Annotated in this window: 14 protein-coding genes; 6 read left to right on the plus strand and 8 right to left on the minus strand. The window is 63.9% G+C overall.

Translation table 11 applies throughout. From position 1 onward, the window contains the following. The first annotated feature begins 26 nt into the window (after positions 1–26). Complete coding sequence (locus KEM60_RS04755; protein WP_304502071.1) at positions 27–914, plus strand: A/G-specific adenine glycosylase; 888 nt, start codon at positions 27–29, stop codon at positions 912–914. A 126-nt stretch (positions 915–1040) separates the two neighbouring features. On the opposite strand, the gene KEM60_RS04760 is transcribed toward KEM60_RS04755, so the two are convergent. Both KEM60_RS04760 and KEM60_RS04765 read right to left on the minus strand, forming a co-directional pair. Further along, positions 1041–2060 carry a hypothetical protein gene (locus KEM60_RS04760; RefSeq protein ID WP_219106339.1) on the minus strand — a complete coding sequence of 340 codons (1020 nt, stop codon included), beginning with the start codon at positions 2058–2060 and terminating at the stop codon, positions 1041–1043. Positions 2061–2296: 236 nt separating this feature from the next. After that, positions 2297–2848 (minus strand): amino-acid N-acetyltransferase, encoded by a 552-nt coding sequence (locus tag KEM60_RS04765; RefSeq protein WP_219106340.1) that lies wholly within the window; start codon positions 2846–2848, stop codon positions 2297–2299. A 186-nt stretch (positions 2849–3034) separates the two neighbouring features. Between KEM60_RS04765 and KEM60_RS04770 the strand changes: the two genes are divergently transcribed. From KEM60_RS04770 to KEM60_RS04785, 4 genes are all read left to right on the plus strand, one after another. Then, entirely contained in the window at positions 3035–4069 is a 1035-nt protein-coding gene (locus KEM60_RS04770) for a metal ABC transporter substrate-binding protein (protein ID WP_219106341.1), read from the plus strand. After that, entirely contained in the window at positions 4066–4881 is an 816-nt protein-coding gene (locus KEM60_RS04775) for a metal ABC transporter ATP-binding protein (protein WP_255574243.1), read from the plus strand. The genes KEM60_RS04770 and KEM60_RS04775 overlap by 4 nt, the downstream gene beginning before the upstream one ends. Continuing rightward, a complete protein-coding gene (locus KEM60_RS04780) occupies positions 4874–5935 on the plus strand; it encodes a metal ABC transporter permease (protein ID WP_219106587.1) in 1062 nt (353 codons plus the stop codon). The genes KEM60_RS04775 and KEM60_RS04780 overlap by 8 nt, the downstream gene beginning before the upstream one ends. 137 nt (positions 5936–6072) lie before the next feature. After that, positions 6073–6477: a Fur family transcriptional regulator gene (locus tag KEM60_RS04785; RefSeq protein WP_219106342.1), complete on the plus strand. Its 405-nt coding sequence runs from the start codon at positions 6073–6075 to the stop codon at positions 6475–6477. A gap of 144 nt (positions 6478–6621) precedes the next feature. Here KEM60_RS04785 and KEM60_RS04790 read toward each other — a convergent pair whose 3' ends face one another. Beyond that, on the minus strand, positions 6622–7467 hold the full coding sequence (locus KEM60_RS04790) for a DMT family transporter (RefSeq protein WP_219106343.1): 846 nt from the start codon (positions 7465–7467) through the stop codon (positions 6622–6624). Positions 7468–7556: 89 nt separating this feature from the next. Then, entirely contained in the window at positions 7557–10154 is a 2598-nt protein-coding gene (locus KEM60_RS04795; protein ID WP_219106344.1) for an ATP-dependent Clp protease ATP-binding subunit, read from the minus strand. A 225-nt stretch (positions 10155–10379) separates the two neighbouring features. Between KEM60_RS04795 and KEM60_RS04800 the strand changes: the two genes are divergently transcribed. Beyond that, on the plus strand, positions 10380–11309 hold the full coding sequence (locus KEM60_RS04800; RefSeq protein WP_219106345.1) for a sulfurtransferase: 930 nt from the start codon (positions 10380–10382) through the stop codon (positions 11307–11309). Between the two features lie 9 nt (positions 11310–11318). Here KEM60_RS04800 and KEM60_RS04805 read toward each other — a convergent pair whose 3' ends face one another. The 4 genes from KEM60_RS04805 to KEM60_RS04820 form a co-directional block, all read right to left on the minus strand. After that, positions 11319–12809, minus strand: coding sequence for an esterase family protein (locus KEM60_RS04805; protein ID WP_219106346.1), 1491 nt, complete (start codon positions 12807–12809; stop codon positions 11319–11321). An 8-nt stretch (positions 12810–12817) separates the two neighbouring features. Then, the gene (locus KEM60_RS04810) at positions 12818–15367 is read right to left on the minus strand and encodes a bifunctional lysylphosphatidylglycerol flippase/synthetase MprF (protein WP_219106347.1); all 2550 of its coding nucleotides are present in this window, start codon (positions 15365–15367) and stop codon (positions 12818–12820) included. Between the two features lie 426 nt (positions 15368–15793). Beyond that, positions 15794–16387 carry a YitT family protein gene (locus KEM60_RS04815; RefSeq protein WP_219106348.1) on the minus strand — a complete coding sequence of 198 codons (594 nt, stop codon included), beginning with the start codon at positions 16385–16387 and terminating at the stop codon, positions 15794–15796. 79 nt (positions 16388–16466) lie between these two features. After that, positions 16467–18104 (minus strand): BCCT family transporter, encoded by a 1638-nt coding sequence (locus tag KEM60_RS04820; RefSeq protein WP_219106349.1) that lies wholly within the window; start codon positions 18102–18104, stop codon positions 16467–16469. Positions 18105–18314: the final 210 nt, after the last annotated feature.

Genomic DNA, 18314 nt, shown 5'->3' on the forward strand with positions numbered 1-18314 from the left:
CCCCGGTCGCCTCAGAAAGGCCGAACGTGAGCCGCCCCGACGCCTACGAACTCCACCGACCTGTCATCGACTGGTACCACCAGCACGCCCGCGACCTGCCCTGGCGCCACCCGGACTGTACCCCCTGGGGGATCTTCGTCTCCGAGGTCATGCTGCAGCAGACCCCGGTCGCGCGCGTCGAACCCGCCTGGCATCGCTGGATGACCCGCTGGCCTACCCCCGCCGACCTGGCCACCGACGCCCCCGGCGAAGCTGTTCGCGCCTGGGATCGCCTCGGCTACCCCCGCAGAGCCCTACGGTTGCACGCCGCCGCCGAAGCTATGGTCCACCGACACCACGGAGCTGTCCCCGACACCGAAGCGGACCTGCTTGCCCTACCAGGTGTCGGTGCCTACACCGCTGCCGCCGTCGCCGCGTTCGCCTATGGCCGCAGAACCACCGTCGTCGACACCAACATTCGCCGAGTCCATGCCCGCCTGATCACCGGCTCCGCCCTCCCCCACCCCAGCCTCACCCGCGCCGAAACCACCCTCGCCAACACCCTGCTCCCCACCGACACCGCCACCTCAGTGCACTGGAATGTCGCCGTGATGGAACTCGGTGCGCTCATCTGCACTGCGCGCTCACCTCAGTGCGGTCTCTGCCCAGTCACCAACCAGTGCGCCTGGCGCCGAGCTGGCAGCCCGCCGTATGTCGGCAAAGCCCACCGCGGACAAGCCTGGCACGGGACCGACCGACAAGCCCGAGGCGCCATGATGGCTGTCCTCCGTTCTCGACCAACAGCGGTCACCGTTGACGAACTCCATGCCGCCTGGCCCCAGGACCCCATCCAACGCGACCGCTGCCTCGCCTCACTGATTGAAGACGGCCTCGTCGACACTGACGACTCCGGGCGCTACCACCTGCCGCGCTGACCCCGCCCCTGCCTTTCTCCCCCGAGAGGTGCCCCCAACGCAGGCTATGCCGATGCCATCCCGTCGGACGTACACAGCCCCGCAATCCGTCCCGGCGCGTCGGCCAAGAACCCGTAATCCCGCTGGTCACATCGCTGAGCGCCACTGTGGTCCCGACACACCGGGGTAGCACTGTACGTCCGACGGGACGCTCCACGTCCGATCCCACACCCCTGGTCGACGTCGCGGCGTCCTCGGTTGGCGCTCCACCCACCCCGCGAGACACCTCCGGGTCTGCTCAGCAGTGACGAAAACGTCCGCCCACACCAGGGAAAACACCACCCAATCGGCTGCCGTCAACTGGGTATACCGTCGGCGGTCGCGCACAAAACCCGCTGACCCACCATGGAACTCGTATCCATCGCATTCCACGACCAGTCCCAGCCGCAGATCAGCCAGATCCACCCTGGCACGCAGTGACCCCACCTCAATCCACACTTGCGGGCGGAGGTCCAAGAGCGGCACCTCCAATCCGAGTGCCCGAGCCCCCGATTCAAACGGATTCGCCGCAGCTGCACTGGCTGACTCAGCGACTCGACGCACCTGACCTGCCCCGCGCCCCCGACAACGCACACCTGCCCGTTGCAACTCTTCTGCCCCGACATCGCCAGCGCGCAACGCCGAGTCAGCGACCGCCAACACTTCACTCCAGGGCAAGGTCCGGGCGCAATCCACCACAGTCCGCAACGGATCAGTGCGCCCCCGAGCGATTTCTCCGCGAGTCAACAAGCCGTAGTGAATGTCCAACGACCCCATGTCAGTGCGACGGACCTTGCGCCCGCGAGGCACCATGACGCTGATGCGACGCGGTGCCTGACCTACTCCCCAGCCATGATCGACTGCCGCTGATAGATGTGACAACACGGCAGAGCGCCGGTGGGCTTCAGCCCGCGCCCGAGCGACTGACGGCAACGCATATCGGCCCCGAGCAAGATGACAGATGCGGCCATCTGCGACTGCGCGGCGCAACGCTCTGTTGCTGACCACCAAGTCCGCACGAGAAGCGACGCCTTGGCGCCAGATCAACTGATCGAGGAGAGGATCAGGGTGCGCACGATGGAGGAGTGGGCCGGTGTGCGCGTGATCGAGAAGGGGACCGGTATTCACGCGGCTCAGGGTGGCATGATCCACACCCACCCCTCCCCGAGTTATCCACAGATGCTGGGCAGCAGGTCATGGTGTCCCGTCGGACGTACACAGCCCCGCAATCCATCCCGGCGCATCGGCCAAGAATCCATAATCTCGCTGTTCACAGCTCTGATAGCCGCAGCGAGACCGACACACCGGGGTAGCACTGTCCGTCCGACGGGACAGCACACCGGCAATCCCCGCTTCACTTGCATCTAGAGCAATCGAAGCATCCTGGTGTTGCCCAGGGTGTTGGGTTTGACCCGCTCTAAATCGAGGAATTCGGCGACGCCTTCGTCATAGGAGCGCAAGAGTTGGGCGTAGACCTCCGGCTCGACGGCTTGTCCTTCGATGGGGCGGAAACCGTGTCGGGCGAAGAAGTCGACTTCAAAGGTGAGGCAGAAGACTCGGGCGACGCCGATGTCCTGTGCGTCTGCGATGAGTCGATCGACGAGGGCCGCGCCCACTCCTCGTCCATGAGCGTCAGGGGCGACGGCGAGGGTGCGGATCTCGGCGAGGTCTTCCCACATGACATGGAGCGCGCCGCAACCCAGGAGTTGACTCTGGTGGGGGTCAGTGACGACGCGGAATTCAGCGAGACCTTCGTAATAAGCCACGGCGTCTTTAGCGATGAGGATGCGCTGAGCCGCATAGGGAGCGACCAGGTTTCGGATGCCAGGCACGTCTTTGGTGGTGGCGCGGCGCACGATGAAGCCCGCTGGATGCCGTCCGGCGGGAGTCGACTGTGGGGGATCGGGATGCTCCATAGGGGCAGGGTGTCAGAGGTGACTGTGCGGCGGCCTGGTGGGGATGTCACGGCAGGGTGATGCGCTGATGCGGGAATGGTGGGTGATGATGGTGGATACCGCCGACATCATGCCTTCATGGGCGCCTTACTGTGATAAGGCAATCCTTAGAACGACAACCGTTCTCATTAGATCTAAGATGACTCCATGATCCCTCGTCGTCTCACCACTGTGCTGACACTGTCCACCATCGTCCTGGCGGCAACGGGCTGCTCCGGATCTGACTCGAAAAGCTCTGACAGCAAAGGAAATAGCGGAGACAAGGTCGCTATTGTCGCCTCCTTCTACCCGTTGGAGTACGCCGCCAAACGGATCGGCGGCGACCACGTCGAGGTGACCAACCTGACTAAGCCCGGTGCAGAGCCTCACGACCTGGAGCTGTCTCCGCAGGACATCGCCAAGGTGACCTCTGCTCAGCTGGCGATCTACGAAAAGGGCTTGCAGCCCGCGGTCGACAAAGCGGTAGAGCAGCAGGGCGCGAAGAACGCGTACGACGTAGCCTCAGTCGCGGACCTCTCTTTGACAGCGGTGGACGAAGACGAGCATGACCACGGCAAGGATGAGCACGGTAAAGACGATCACGGCAAGGACGCCGAGAAGAAGAAGGATGCAGAGAAGAAAGAGACTGACAACAAGGACGAGCACGACCACGGCGGCGACGGTAAGGACCCGCATTTCTGGTTGGACCCGGTCCGTTATGTCTCTGTCGTCAAGGGCATTGCTGACAAACTGAGCCAGACCGACCCGGCGCACAAGGATGCATACACCAAGAACGCCGAGGAACTGGTCAAAGATTTGAATCAGGTTGACTCGGACTTCTCGAGCACCCTGAAGACGTGCACCAACAAGAACCTGGTGACCAGCCACGCGGCATTTGGGTATCTGGCGAAGCGTTATGGGATGACACAGATGCCCATCGCTGGGATTTCACCGGACCAGGAGCCCAACCCGGCACGGATGGCCCAGATCAGCGCATTCGTGAAGGAACACAAGGTGTCGACGATCTACACCGAAACCTTGGCCAGTCCTGCCGTCGCCAAGACGATTGCGTCATCCACTGGGGCGCAGACGGCAGTCCTCGACCCGATTGAGGGTTTGACCGACGCCTCAGCGGGAAAGAACTACCTTGACGTGATGCGGTCGAACCTGGCGACGTTGAAGAAGGGACAGTCCTGCTCGTGACGGTTCCGGATCTGACGGGGGCGGGGCCCTGCCTGCCCCCGGTGATCGAGCTGCGGTCGGCGTCCTTCGGGTACGCCGGCCGCACCGTGGTCAATGGTGTCACTCTCATGGTGACTCGCGGCGAATCCGTGGCGTTACTCGGCCCCAACGGGTGTGGGAAGTCCACCCTCGTCAAGGGCCTGCTGGGGCTGAACGACCATATGGGTGGTGAGGTCCTTGTTTTCGGTGAACCGCTGAGGTCATTGCAGCGCCGGAGCCGGATTGGCTATGTCCCGCAGCGGCACACGGTCTCATCGTCGGTTGCCGCGACGGTGTCAGAGGTAGTGATGATCGGTCGACTGCCCCATCTGAGAGTGTGGCGACGGCCGGGCAAAGCGGACCGGGCAGTCGTGGAGCGTTCGTTGGACCTGGTCGGCCTGTCAGGGATGGCTAAGGCTGATGTATCGCACTTGTCCGGCGGCCAGCAGCGTCGAGTATTAGTGGCACGGGCCTTAGCTGCTGAGCCTGAGGTGTTGATCATGGACGAGCCGACGGCAGGGGTGGATGAGTCCAATCAGGCCATGCTGGCTGAGGCCATGCATTCGCTGGCTGCGGAGGGGGTCACCTTGGTGACGGTGACACATGGGTTGGAATCGATGGCCGATGCAGTCTCCCGGGTGGTGGTGATGCGAGGCGGCTCGATCGTGGCTGACGGCGCACCGTCGGAGGTGTTGGTGACCGGTACCCCGCCGACACATCATGTGTCTGAGGGGCCGGTCCCCGGCGGGGCCGTGTTGCAGGAGCTGCGTCTGGATGGGGCTGCCGATGTATGAGTTGGTGCAGTACGACTTCATGCAGCGGGCGTTGTTGGCGGCCGTGATGGTCGGTGCGACGGCACCGTTGGTGGGTTTCTTCTTGGTGCAGCGCCGGTTGTCGTTGATCGGTGATGGCATGGGCCATGTGGCGCTGGCCGGTGTGGCGGTGGGTGTCCTGACCGGGCAGCAGCCGGTATTGACGGCGTTGGCCGTGGCGGTGGTTTGCGCGGTGTTGATTGAGGTGATCCGGGTTCGAGGTCGTACCAGCGGGGATGTGGCGCTGGCGATCATGTTCTACGGCGGGATCGCTACCGGGGTGGTGTTGCTGTCGAAGGCTCCGATGCGGGGTCCGAGCATGAACACGTACTTGTTCGGGGCGATCACCACGACCACCGAAGAGGATCTGTGGACCTTCGCAGCGTTGGCGGCGGTGGTGCTTGTGGTGACGGTGGTGTTGCGGCCGTGGCTGTTTGCGGTGGCCAATGACGAGGAATATGCGCGCGCGGCCGGGTTGCCGGTGATGGCGTTGAATGTGACGCTGGCCGTCTTGACTGCGGTGACTGTGGTGTTGTCGATGCGGGTGGTGGGTTTGCTCCTCATCAGCGCATTGATGATCGTGCCCAATGCGACTGGTCAGATTGTGGCGCGCAGTTGTCGTTCGGGGATGCTTTTGGCGGTGCTGATCGGGTTGTGCTGTTCGGTCGGCGGGGTGGCTGGGTCGTTTTACCTGGACACCCCTTCGGGCGGCACGATCGTGATCCTCGCGGTCTCCATGTACGCCGTAGTGGCCATTGTGGCTGCCATGGCGCGTCCGCTATGGGCGGCAGTATCGGGTCATGCCGCGACGCATGCTGCGGCACATGAGCATGATCACGGTCCTGGTTGTGGCCATCAGGCGGTGCCGCACGGTGATCATGTGGATTATGTGCATGACGGGCATCGTCATGCTCCTCATGCGGGTCATTACGACGAGCATGGGGAACACCCTGGCGGCCGGGTTGACCCTGCCCAGCCGGATGGGGGGTCGATCTCGCGTCCGGCGGAGGCTGGCTCCCCCACCGGTCCGAGGTGAACTTGTGGGCACCCGGAGCGGGAGGGACCATGGAAGTCGAGGACCCCGGCCCCGTTCACGGGGTAGGGTCATCCCCCGGAAGCAGCGACGGTCTACCGACGGCAGGGTGGGCGGCTCGTCAGTGAGGAGTGGTACCGATGGCCCAGGGTGAGCGCCGCGCAACCCGGCAGCGACGGGCCGTAGAGGAGGCCTTAGCTGCGACAGCTGATTTCGTATCAGCTCAGGTGCTCCACTCCCGACTGCGCAGCGCTGGTGACACGATCGGCCTGGCGACCGTGTATCGGGCCCTGGCGTGCCTCGTGGAAGAAGGCCGGGCGGACATGATCCGCCGCCATGACGGCGAGGCGATCTACCGGTTGTGTTCCACCGACGAGCACCACCATCATCTGGTCTGCCGGGATTGCGGCAAGACCGTCGAAGTTGAAGCCCCCCAGGATGAGAAATGGGCGGGAGAACTCGCTCATCAGCACGGCTTCAGTGATATCTGGCACACCTTGGAAATCTTCGGCACCTGCAGCACCTGCCACGAGACGCACCACTGACTCCTGCCGTCCACAGCCACTGGCTCCTGCGTCCACAGTCTTCTCAGCACCCCTCGTGTGAGCGTTCTGTCGATCCGCTGGCTCGCAATGGTGGGCTTGGTGTCTCGTGGCATCGATCCGTCATCTCGCGCCGAGGTGCCCGCCTTAGCCAGGAAGTGCGATCAAGGCCACCCCCGCTAGTGCGGTGACGACCCCGGCGATCTGGACTGGCCGCATCCGTTCGTGCAGGATCACTGCGGCAAGCCCGACAGTGACCACGGGATAGAGCGAGGAGAGCACCGAGGTCACGGAGAGCATCCCCTTCGTCGCAGCAACACCGAAGAGCAGGTTGGCGCCCATGTCGCCCGCTCCTAGCAACGCTAGGGCCGGTAGGTCGCGTCGTCGTACGCCGCCGACGCTGCGGGTGACCAGCGCGGCCAGAGCGAAGCTCGTGACACTGGTGGTGCGCATCCCGAGCATCGTCATCAGGGTTGAGCTTTCCGAGCCTCGGGCGATGGCGTAGATGGCGATGCCGAACCCTAGCGCGGCACCGGCGGCATACCAGATGGCTCGGGCTTTGACATGGGGTTCTCCGCGCAGTTCTGGGCCGGAGGCGAGGATCGCACCGGTGAGGGCGAGGATAATCCCGGCGAGTTTTTCCATGCTGGGGCGTTCACCAGCAGCAATTGCGATGAATACGGGGATCACTGCGCCCGTAGCGCTGATCGGGGAGACCACGCCGACGGTCCCAACGGCGAGGGCTCGGTAGAACAGGACGAGCCCAGCTGATCCTGCAAAACCGGCGAGCACCGCCCAAGGAAGCCAGTCGGTGGATGGGGGTATTCCGAGGAAGGCGACCGCGATCACCAGGATCACGAGAGAGCAGGCTTGCGAGACTCCGACGACAGCCATCGCCGCGCGGTGTCGGGAGAGCATCCCGCCGGCGAAATCGGAAATGCCGTATCCGACGGCAGACAGCAAGGCGACAGCGGACGCGAACAGAGCTTCCATGGTCAGCCCAGACTACGGGGCTGATCTGGATGATCGAAGAGCGGAGAGGGACCTCACTCGCAGGTGAGGTCCCTCTCCTTCACGATGGATCAGTCAGCGACCGGGGGTTCGGGTGCTTGACCGCCAGTGGAGCCTGCGCCAGCGACTCCAGAAACTCGGTCCTGGCCGCCTTCGTGGCTGCTGCCCGGGGCGTGGTCTGGGACCGGGACCGGGGTGAGTTCCTTGCGGGTCCCGACGAAAGTGAAGATCTGATCTTTGTCTTCACCTTCGACGTCGACGGTGACGAGTTCGCCAGCGCCGATCTCGCCGTAAAGGATCTTCTCGGAGAGCACGTCTTCAATGTCGCGCTGGATGGCACGGCGCAGCGGACGCGCCCCCAGGACCGGGTCGTAGCCCTTCTTAGCGAGGAGCTGTTTGGCTGCCGGGGAGAGCTCGATGCCCATGTCCTTGTCGCGCAGCCGGTCGTCCAGGCGGGCGATCATCAGGTCGACGATCTGGACGATCTCGTCTTGGCTGAGCTGCGGGAAGACCACGATGTCGTCGACGCGGTTGAGGAACTCGGGGCGGAAGTGCTGTTTGAGCTCGTCCTGGACTTTGTTCTTCATGCGTTCGTAGTTGCTGGCCCCGGTGCTGGCGTCGGGAGCGAAGCCCAAGGAGACGGCCTTGGAGATGTCCCGGGTGCCCAGGTTGGTGGTCATCAGGATGACGGTGTTTTTGAAGTCGACGACCCGCCCCTGGGAGTCGGTCAGGCGGCCGTCCTCCAGGATCTGCAGCAACGAGTTGAAGATATCGGCGTGGGCTTTCTCGACCTCATCAAAAAGGACGACTGAGAACGGCTTCCGGCGCACCTTCTCGGTGAGCTGACCGCCTTCTTCGTAGCCGACGTATCCGGGCGGGGAGCCAAAGAGACGCGACACCGTGTGCTTCTCAGCGAACTCGCTCATGTCGAGCGTGATCAGGCTGTCCTCGTCGCCGAAGAGGAATTCGGCGAGCGCTTTGGCCAGTTCGGTCTTACCGACGCCGGTGGGTCCAGCGAAGATGAACGAACCGCCGGGACGACGCGGGTCTTTCAGACCAGCGCGGGTACGCCGGATGGACTGGGACAGTGCCTTGATGGCGTCGTCCATGCCGACGATGCGTTTGTGCAGCTCGGCTTCCATGTTGAGCAGTCTGGTCGACTCTTCTTCGGTGAGTTTGAACACCGGGATGCCGGTGGACGCGGCCAGGACCTCGGCGATGAGCTCTTCGTCGACCTCGGCGACGACATCCATGTCGCCGGTTTTCCATTCCTTCTCACGTTTGGCTTTGGCCTCGATGAGTTGTTTTTCGTCGTCGCGTAGTTTGGCGGCTTTTTCGAAGTCTTGGCCGTCAATTGCTGCTTCTTTTTCCCGGCGGACGTGGGCGATCTTGTCGTCGAATTCGCGCAGGTCCGGCGGGGCGGTCATCCGACGGATCCGCAACCGGGCGCCTGCTTCATCGATGAGGTCGATGGCCTTGTCGGGCAGGTAGCGGTCGTTGATGTAGCGGTCGGCGAGGTTGGCGGCGGCGACCAGCGCCGCGTCGGTGATGGAGACCCGGTGGTGGGCTTCGTAGCGGTCGCGCAGCCCTTTGAGGATCTCAATGGTGTGCGGCAAGGTCGGCTCGGCGACCTGGATGGGCTGGAAGCGCCGTTCCAGGGCGGGGTCCTTCTCGATGTATTTGCGGTACTCATCGAGCGTGGTCGCGCCGATGGTCTGCAGTTCCCCGCGGGCCAGCATCGGTTTGAGGATGGATGCGGCGTCGATGGCACCTTCAGCAGCACCTGCTCCGACGAGGGTGTGGATTTCGTCGATGAACAGGATGATGTCACCGCGGGTGCGGATCTCTTTGAGGACTTTTTTCAGCCGTTCCTCGAAGTCACCGCGGTAGCGAGATCCGGCGACGAGGGCGCCGAGGTCGAGGGTGTAGATGTGCTTGTCTTTGAGCGTCTCGGGCACTTCGCCTTTGACGATGTCCTGGGCGAGTCCTTCGACGACGGCCGTCTTGCCGACGCCGGGTTCGCCGATGAGGATCGGGTTGTTTTTGGTACGACGGGACAGGACCTGCATGACCCGTTCAATCTCGGTGGACCGGCCGATGACCGGGTCAAGTTTGCCTTCGCGGGCTGCTTGGGTGAGGTTGCGCCCGAACTGGTCGAGCACCAGGCTGCCAGCTGGGGTGGCTTCTGAGGTGGACTGTCCGCCCACTCCGGCGGCAGCGGTCTCTTTGCCCTGGTAGCCGGAGAGCAGCTGAATGACTGTCTGGCGCACCCGGGACAGGTCAGCGCCGAGCTTGACCAGCACCTGGGCGGCGACTCCCTCACCTTCTCGGATGAGACCGAGCAGGATGTGCTCGGTGCCGATGTAGTTGTGCCCGAGCTGCAACGCCTCGCGCAGGCTCAGCTCCAGGACCTTTTTGGCGCGTGGGGTGAACGGGATGTGCCCGCTGGGCGCCTGGGTGCCGGTGCCGATGATCTCCTGCACCTGCTCCCGTACGGCGTCCAGGGAGATTCCCAGACTCTCCAACGCTTTGGCGGCGACTCCCTCACCTTCGTGGATGAGACCGAGCAGGATGTGCTCGGTGCCGATGTAGTTGTGGTTGAGCATGCGCGCTTCTTCCTGCGCAAGCACGACCACCCGACGTGCCCGGTCGGTGAACCGTTCGAACATGTGACCCGCTCCTCAGCTCATCGAGTTCTCTCGATGCTATCGGTGCCTTTCAGCCGACCGCACCTTCACATTGGCCGCGAACGCGCGTGCCCCCGTGGTGGACCCGGTGGCCCTCGCTGATGCAACGCACCTCGCCCCGCGCTGATTCCAGTTTTCACGACACGAAGGCAAACACATCGGCCCTGTTCGCTGACGGCGTAGGCGGGATTTGGCAGCATGGCCTTCGTGAACATACCCGTGAAGGATGAGCAGGCCCTGTCGTATCCGCTGGTGGACGTCGGCTGGCTGGCCAACCGCCTGAACGATCCTGGCATCGTCGTCCTGGACGCGAGCATCCCACCGAACGACCCTGATGGGAAGCGGATTCCTGGCGCAAGACGCTTCGACCTGGAGAAACACTTCTCCGATCCGGATGCCGCCTTGCCACACACGATGCCTTCGGCCGCCGTATTCCAGGAAGGCGCCCGCCGATTGGGCATCAATGATGACGACATGGTTGTCGTCTACGACATCACCGACATCTACTCGGCGGCTCGTGCCTGGTGGATGTTCCGGGCGATGGGTCACGAACGGGTTGCCGTCCTTGACGGTGGCTTGCGGGCGTGGCGTGCGGCCGAGCACGAGGTGATGCCGATCACCGAGGACAAGGTGTCCGAGGGGAATTTCACGGCCCGCCCTCGCCCGGGAATGATCGTGGACATCACCCACGTCGATCACCTCCTCGCCCAGATCGCCGATGACCCTCAGGCAGCGACGACATCCGTCGTGGACGCCCGTAGCCAGGAACGGTTCACCGGGCAGGCGCAGGAGCCTCGGGCGGGGCTGCGTTCCGGACACATGCCCGGAGCGGGGAACCTCCCCTACCTGGCGGTGCAGTCCGAGGGGCGGATGCTGTCCCCGGCGGAGCTGCACACTCTGGTCGATCAGGCGGCGGACAAGCGTGGCCGGATGGTGATGAGCTGCGGTTCAGGGGTGACCGCGTGTGTGGTCGCGTTGGCGGCCCGGCTCGCTGGGTACGCCGAGGCGGACGTGGCGGTGTACGACGGCAGCTGGACCGAATGGGGCGCGACGGATTCTGGCCGGGAGGTCGTCACCGGGGAGGCCGTTCCCGTGGCGGAACGGGACAGCAACGGGGACGAACCCGCCCGCGGATGATCCCGCCGGTCATCCCACCGCGGTGCGTGGTGAGGTGACCGACGGGGTGACCACCGGCGTCGTCGAGGGTGGTGGCGGCGGCTCGGGGGTGGTCCGGGCGGCATCTTCCGGGGAGAGCTCGGCGTCGAATCCCAGTCGGGGATAGAGCGCGTCGAACCCGCGATCCAGGCCGAAATCCAAGGCGACGACGCCGTGCCCACCGCGTCGCGTCTCAATGTAGACGGCGTGCGCACCGGATTTTCGGGCAGCGCCGGTCTTTCGTCGTGCCCCGGTGATGTGGTGGGTGTCGTCGGCGCAGATCGTGAAGACCGTCCACGTGTCGGCGAAGTTCGCTGAGGCCATCATGGTGGGGACCCTGGTGGCGTCGTAAGCCGCTTTGTCCCCGTTGAACATCCGAGAGAGGGTTTTTGCGGGAGCATCAGATCCGGGGAATTCTTCCCCGGAGATGTCCAGCGCGTTGCCCCAGGTCGAGGTGTGCCGAGTGACGAATCGCGCTGCGCACAGGCCGCCGTTGGAGTATCCGGCGATGACCCAGTCGGCGCGCTGTTGCCGCACATTCAGGTGGGACTTGATCCAGGCAACGACGTCGGTGTTGACATAGGTTTCGGCTTTGCCATACAGCTCTGTGTCCATGCACAGCGTGTCGTGCAGGGGGTCAGCGAGCTGATCTGCGACCACCACGATCGGGGCGAGGCCTTGGTGAGCGGCAGCTTTGCGGTCCAGAGCATCGGCGATGTGTCCCACATCCGGGGTGCCTGGCTGCCCCATCAACATCACCACGACCGGCAGGGCAGGCGGGTCGGCGACCTGAGCGGCAGGTGGAAGGTAGAGGGATGCTGGTCGCGCCTCAAACCCGGAAGCGGTCCCCGGGATGGCCACGGTGGACCGTTTGCCTTTCTCTGGCATCCCTGCCGGGGCTTTCCAAGTCTGCGCGATCCACCGGACGCTATCACTGGGGCTGCTCTTTTTCTTTCCTTTAAGCAGGTCACGTGCGTCCACGATTTCGGTGGTGGGTTTCCCGATGAGCGCCCCGACGGTGTCCAGGATGCCGTACGACGCATTGATCCCCACCGCGGTGACGGCCACCATCGGCACGATCGCCAGGACCGCGAGGACCTTGCGCCACCACCGACAGCAGACCGCGTCCAGGCCAACGAGGGCCAGGACGGCGCAGCACAGGACGACCCAGACCTGCCCGCCGAGCGGGAGCCCATCGGGGATCATCTGCAACCACACATCGACCACCAGGACCAGCAGGACACCGGTCGCCAGTCCCGCCAGCAGCGTCGCCCCACCGAGAGTCAGCCAGCGCCGGGTGAACCGTTGCGGATGCCGGGTGAGCAGCAGCAGGACCAGCAGTGTCGTGACGACGTACGTGACGATCTCGGGCCACCACCCGACCACCGGCAGCCGCAGCACCTGCAACACCCACGGGTGCTGCCAGATGCTGGTGGCTGGGAGGATCGCCGTCGGGGCCCAGCCCACCTCGAGGGCCGTCACAGCCCCGATCATGGGTGTTGAACCGGGGGGCGCTCGGCCGGAGCGGCAGCCGCTCCAGAAGAGGACGCCGGTGCCGGAATGTCTTCCTTCACAACCGGTTTGGGAGCAGGGGCTCGGTTTTTCCGCATTTGTTCGACAACCCTCCAGGCCAACCCGAACGAAGCATCGGGCACATAAGCACGAGTGACGGCACGCGCGATCGCCGGGAGGACCGCAGGATCGGCGTACAAGAGATACATGGGTCGATAACTCGGTTGAAACTTGGCTTTGAATCTCAATAACGAGCGGAAGCCGTAGACCGGTTCCAATTCTCGGCCAACTAATTCCAACATGGCATCCACCGCGGCGGGGAGCACCCCTGGCCTGCTAGTTCCCACCCCATCTGCAGGTGGCACTTTGGCCAACGGCGCACCAGAAAGGCTGAGTTCCTGACAGCCTTCGGCTTGGAGATCCAGCGCAGCTTGCCCGATCAGCACTTCCATGGTGTGTCGGAAACCGTGATGGGGTCGACGCATGAAATCCAAGGTCCAGCCGTGGATCTGGCCGTCCCGATAGATCGGGAGCCAGGAGGCACAGCCTTGCAGCACCCCGTCAGCGTCGGTCAGCAAGAAAAGACGCACCGCAGGGTCGGCCAGCTCGTCTAACCCCCCGAGGGTGAAACCCATTTCCGGGAGCGCTTGCTCACTGACCCACTGCTCGGAGATCTCGCGGATTTGCAGCCGGATCTCCAGAGGGGCGTCCTGCCAGGTGGTCCAGGAGGTCGTGAGATTTTGCTTCCGAACGTGGTTCAGTGCGGTCCGGACATCTTGGAAGCGTTTACCGGTGAAGGCTAGGTCGGGCAACGACAGGACCGCCTCTTCGGCGACCTGGACACTCTCCCATCCGCGAGCTGCCGTCAGAGTGCGCATCTGCTCTCCAGCAGAGTAGAAGGCGACGGTCCACCCTTGAGAGTCGGCGTGCGCCAGGAACTCCGATAAGGCCTGCTCCGCCCGATCTGCGGGTCCGACCAGGTCACCGGTGGTCAACGCGACACTGCCAATCACCCGGTAAGGGACATACGATTCGCCGTCAGCGGAAAACCAATGCGCGTTACCAGCCCACAGCCCCATCCACGCCAGCGAGCCACCGCCATGGCGGATCAGCAGGTCACGGGCTCGGTCTGCTTCAGGGCGCACTCCGGCGGTGCGGGATTGGGCTCGGGCGAGGACGATCGTCAGCGGAATCCACGTGGCCACCCCGATCCACGAATACAACAACATGGCGACAGGACCAGCAGGCAGCAACGTGGGAAAGGCATCACTGACCTGCCGCAGATATTCCAACGGGACAAGTCGGCGTGGAGCGTCAGCAACAAGTTGTCCCAGTGAGGCTCGGGGCGTCCACTGGTCCAAGACCGCCAGACCTACCAGGACGTAAACAGCGAGCCCCACGCCCACAATGGCTGCTGACCAACTGAGCAGTCGACGTACTGACCCTGGCGGACCGGCAACGGTGAACAACCCACGGGTGGCGATGAGGAGCAATGCCAAGCAGATCGGCTCGGCCGTAGGCAACAGCACAAACAGCAGATCTTCAGTGGAGATCGGGGCGGAGGTGATGGAGCTGGCATCCTCGATCCACTCCAGCATGGTGTCGACCAGGAATCCGGCCAGGATCAACTCGATGGCGAGCGCGCCAATCCAGGCCAGACGGCGTCCACGGCGCAGCCCGACCGAGAAGATCAGCAGCAACACGGTCGGGACGCAGGTCAACAGCAGCAAACCCGGGTCGGGAGCGAGGGTCAGCCGTTGGATGGCGCAGTCTCTCGGTGAGAGCTCGTGACAGCCGTGGGCCAACAGCTCTGCCGCTTCAGGAGCTGGTTTGGCGATGAAACTCGCCAAGATCGACAGTGGCCCGTCACCGACGCCCAACCATGCACCCAGGAGTGGACCGATGGCTCCGGCGGCGAGGATGAGTGCGACCAGGACTCGGGCTTCATGGATCGACCCCACGGGACGGACGTCAGCGCGGCGAGGGCGGAGCAGCATTCCAATCAGCAAGCCAGCCACCCCGGCGCACAGGATAGACACTGACAGCGCGCCGCCGTGGAAGAGCGCCATCGTCGCCACGGCTGTCCCGCCGGTCACCCGCCACCGCCGCCGCCAGAGCCGAGACATGTACGACGTCGCAGCCGCCCCAGCACCGGCAATCGCTGGCGCCGGGCCGGCGATTCCGTAGGTCAGGATGTTGTCCGACCAGTCCCCGAAGGCATTGACAATGACCTGGGCAAATCCGAGGGAGAGGAGGGCACCTAGGACCTGGCTGACACCCATCACCGCGAGGAAGCGGGTGCGCCCCAGCAGTCGTTCGGTAGGGGCTCCCACCAGCAGGACCAGGACCAGTCCGCTGACCCAGCCGCGGTGCAGCCACGGCGTCAGTGGGCTCCCCGGCACGAAATAGCTGGTGAACAAGGTCCACGGTCGTTCGGTCAGGAGACCTAAGTGAAGCAGCCATTGCTCGTCGACAGCGTCTTGGATCTCCATCGGCAGATACCGGATGACAACACTCAGGATCACCATCCAGAGGACAATCACGCAGGTCAGAGGGGACCTGCGTAAGGCAGCTCCCACGCCGCGTGCGATCCATGCCGTGCTGGCAGTCGGTGTCGACGGCCCGTCTGAGTTTTTCACCCGCGGAAACTCCATTCGCCTTTCAGCCTCAGGGCGACATCGGCCAACCCTGCGCGCCAGACACTTTGCCATACGATCGCGGACACCTTCCGCCTATCGTCGTCGCGCCACCCAGCTTGAGCAGGTGCGGAAAGTCATCAGCGGACCATCAGCCACAATTGATCTCAGTCAGCGCCACTGTCATAGGAGTACGCCGGGGATATCCCCCCGTCGGGTGATGGGGCCACCACCGAAACGAATGTTCTTCTCCTCAAAAGAAAAACACGGTGAATGTGGGATGAGGAGGCACCCCACCCCACGCGGACTCATCGTGCGTTACTCGCTCCCCCAGCGGGGCATCAGTGGGCGCATCCGATCCACGACCGGCCCAATACCGAAGACCACGACGAGCGTGCCCAGCCCGACATCAGCGCCACAACTCCAGCCCAGCAGACATCCTCCGACTTGTAATGCCATGTATCCCCACTGGAAGGGCAGCACGTCATCGAAGGCGATCGCGGGGCCCTCCGTCGGCCCGATCCCCAGGTCTGCCGCCAGATAACCGGCGATTCCGACGCAGATGACCGTAAATCCCACGACGAACTCGACCCAGCGCCCCAGGGTGGCTTCTGGCCAGGGCACCACCGGCAGCAGAAGCTCAACAGCGATTCCCACCACGACGGGCTGAGTCAGCGTGCCCACATCCGGGCGCACCCCCTTGGCCCAGGCGATCCCGACAAAGAGCAACGCAACGCTGACGCTGACCACGGTGAACGACCAACCAGTGAATAACCGCAAGCCGTTGAGCATCGTCGAGTAGCCGTCAGCGCCTTGCCGGGAACCCAGCAGCAGGGCCACTCCGAGGGCGAGGACGAGGCAGGACACGACCAGCAGCAGGAGCCGTGCTGGTGGATAGCGGCGCACAATCACCGGGTGAGCCTATCCGCAGATGCCGGTGGCGCCGCCCCAGGTCAGGGACGGCGCCACCGGCGTACTGGTGCGCTCGTGGTCACAGATCGGCGGTCGTCACCAGGTCGTGTTTTTCGACGAGTTCACGGGCGAAGTCCGAGCGTTGCAGTCGACGGAGTCGCTCCACTTCGCGATGCAGCGCTTTTGAGGTCGCAATGCACATCGCGACCATGACCAGGCTGAACGGCGCAGCCACCAGGATGGCCATGGTTTGCAGGGCGGATAGACCACCAGTGAGTTCACCGGCGCGAGCACCTCCCCACAGCAGGGCGATGGCAATGGCTCCTCCCAGCGCTGACCAGACCACTCGGGTCCATACCGGTGGCAGCTCGTCCCCGCCGGAGGCGAGCATCGCTACCACCAACGATCCAGAGTCGGCGCTGGTGACGAAAAAGATCACGATCAGCAGGAGGAACAACCCGGCCAAGATCGATCCGCCTGGCATGCCCGACAGCATCTGGAAGAGCGCGGTGCTGGTGGAGACGGCGCCGTCTTTGATGAGGGCTCCGTCACCGACGATCTGACGGTAGATGGCGGTCCCCCCGAGGATGGAGAACCAGAGGAAAGTCACCAACGTGGGCACCAAGAGCACCCCGCCAACAAACTCACGCACGGTGCGGCCCCGAGAGATTCGGGCGATGAACACTCCGACGAAGGGCGACCAGGACATCCACCATCCCCAGTAGTACGTCGTCCAGGCAGACAGCCAGGTGGAGCCGCTGTCACCTTGGAAGGGCATGGTCCTAAAACTCAGCCCAAGGATGTTTTGGATATAGGCGCCGAGGTTTTGCACAAATTCTCTGAGCAAAAAGAGCGAGGGCCCCAGGACGAGGACCAGCACCATCAGCACCACGGCGAGGATGAGATTGCCATTGGATAGCCATTTGATACCGACATCAAGGCCGCTGACCACCGAGATCATCGCGATCGCGGTGATGACCGTCACCAAGATCAGCATCAGAGTGATGCTGGGGGCAGCGACCCCGAGGAAATCCAATCCGGCGGTGAGCTGGGTGACCCCGAAGCCCAGTGAGGTCGCCACTCCGAAGAGGGTCCCGACGATGGCGACCACGTCGATCACATCACCCCAGAACCCACGGACCCGCTCACCGAGCAGAGGTTCGAGCGCCCATCGGATCGAGACTGGACGGCCCCGCCGGTGCACTGAGAGTGCCAACGCGAGAGCCACCACGATGTAGATCGCCCAGGCGTGCAGCCCCCAGTGCAGGAAGGTGGTGGTCATTGCTTCCTGGGCTTTGACCGCGGGGCTGGAACCAGCAGCTGCGGCGGCGGTGCCCGGCGGCGGTGAGGCGAAATGATTGAGCGGTTCGGCCACTCCCCAAAAGACCAGTCCGATGCCCATTCCAGCGGCGAAAAGCATGGCAAACCAGCTGGTCAAACCGTACGCCGGAGCTTCGTCGTCCGGCCCAAGCCGTACCTCTCCCCATCGGGACAGGCCGGCATACAGGCAAAACATCACGAAGCCAGTCACGATGAGGACGTAATACCACCCCAGGCCGTCGATGACTGTGGTGTTGGCCTGGGTGAGCACGGCCTTGAGCCGCGCGGGGGCAGCCAGGGCAATGATGACGAACACACCGATGAGGATGACGGCGGGGTAGAAGACACGGGGCGCGATACCTGCGCGCAACGGGGCGGTCGGGGAGGTGGTGCTCACTGCTCTCCTCACTCACGGATGACGTACGGCGGAGGAGGAGCTTCCGTCGGCGACGTTCCTGTGACGATCGGGATCAAGATGGTGCTGCGTCTCCGCAGGGGTGCGGAGACGCTGAAGATTGAACGTTACCGTTCCGTAACTAATCAGGACAAAATGGCTGAAGCCAGTCACCCCTGCAGAACGGCCCGGAAAACACATCTGGCGATGTCA

The organism is Austwickia sp. TVS 96-490-7B (genome assembly GCF_019331795.1).
Classification (GTDB): domain Bacteria; phylum Actinomycetota; class Actinomycetes; order Actinomycetales; family Dermatophilaceae; genus Austwickia.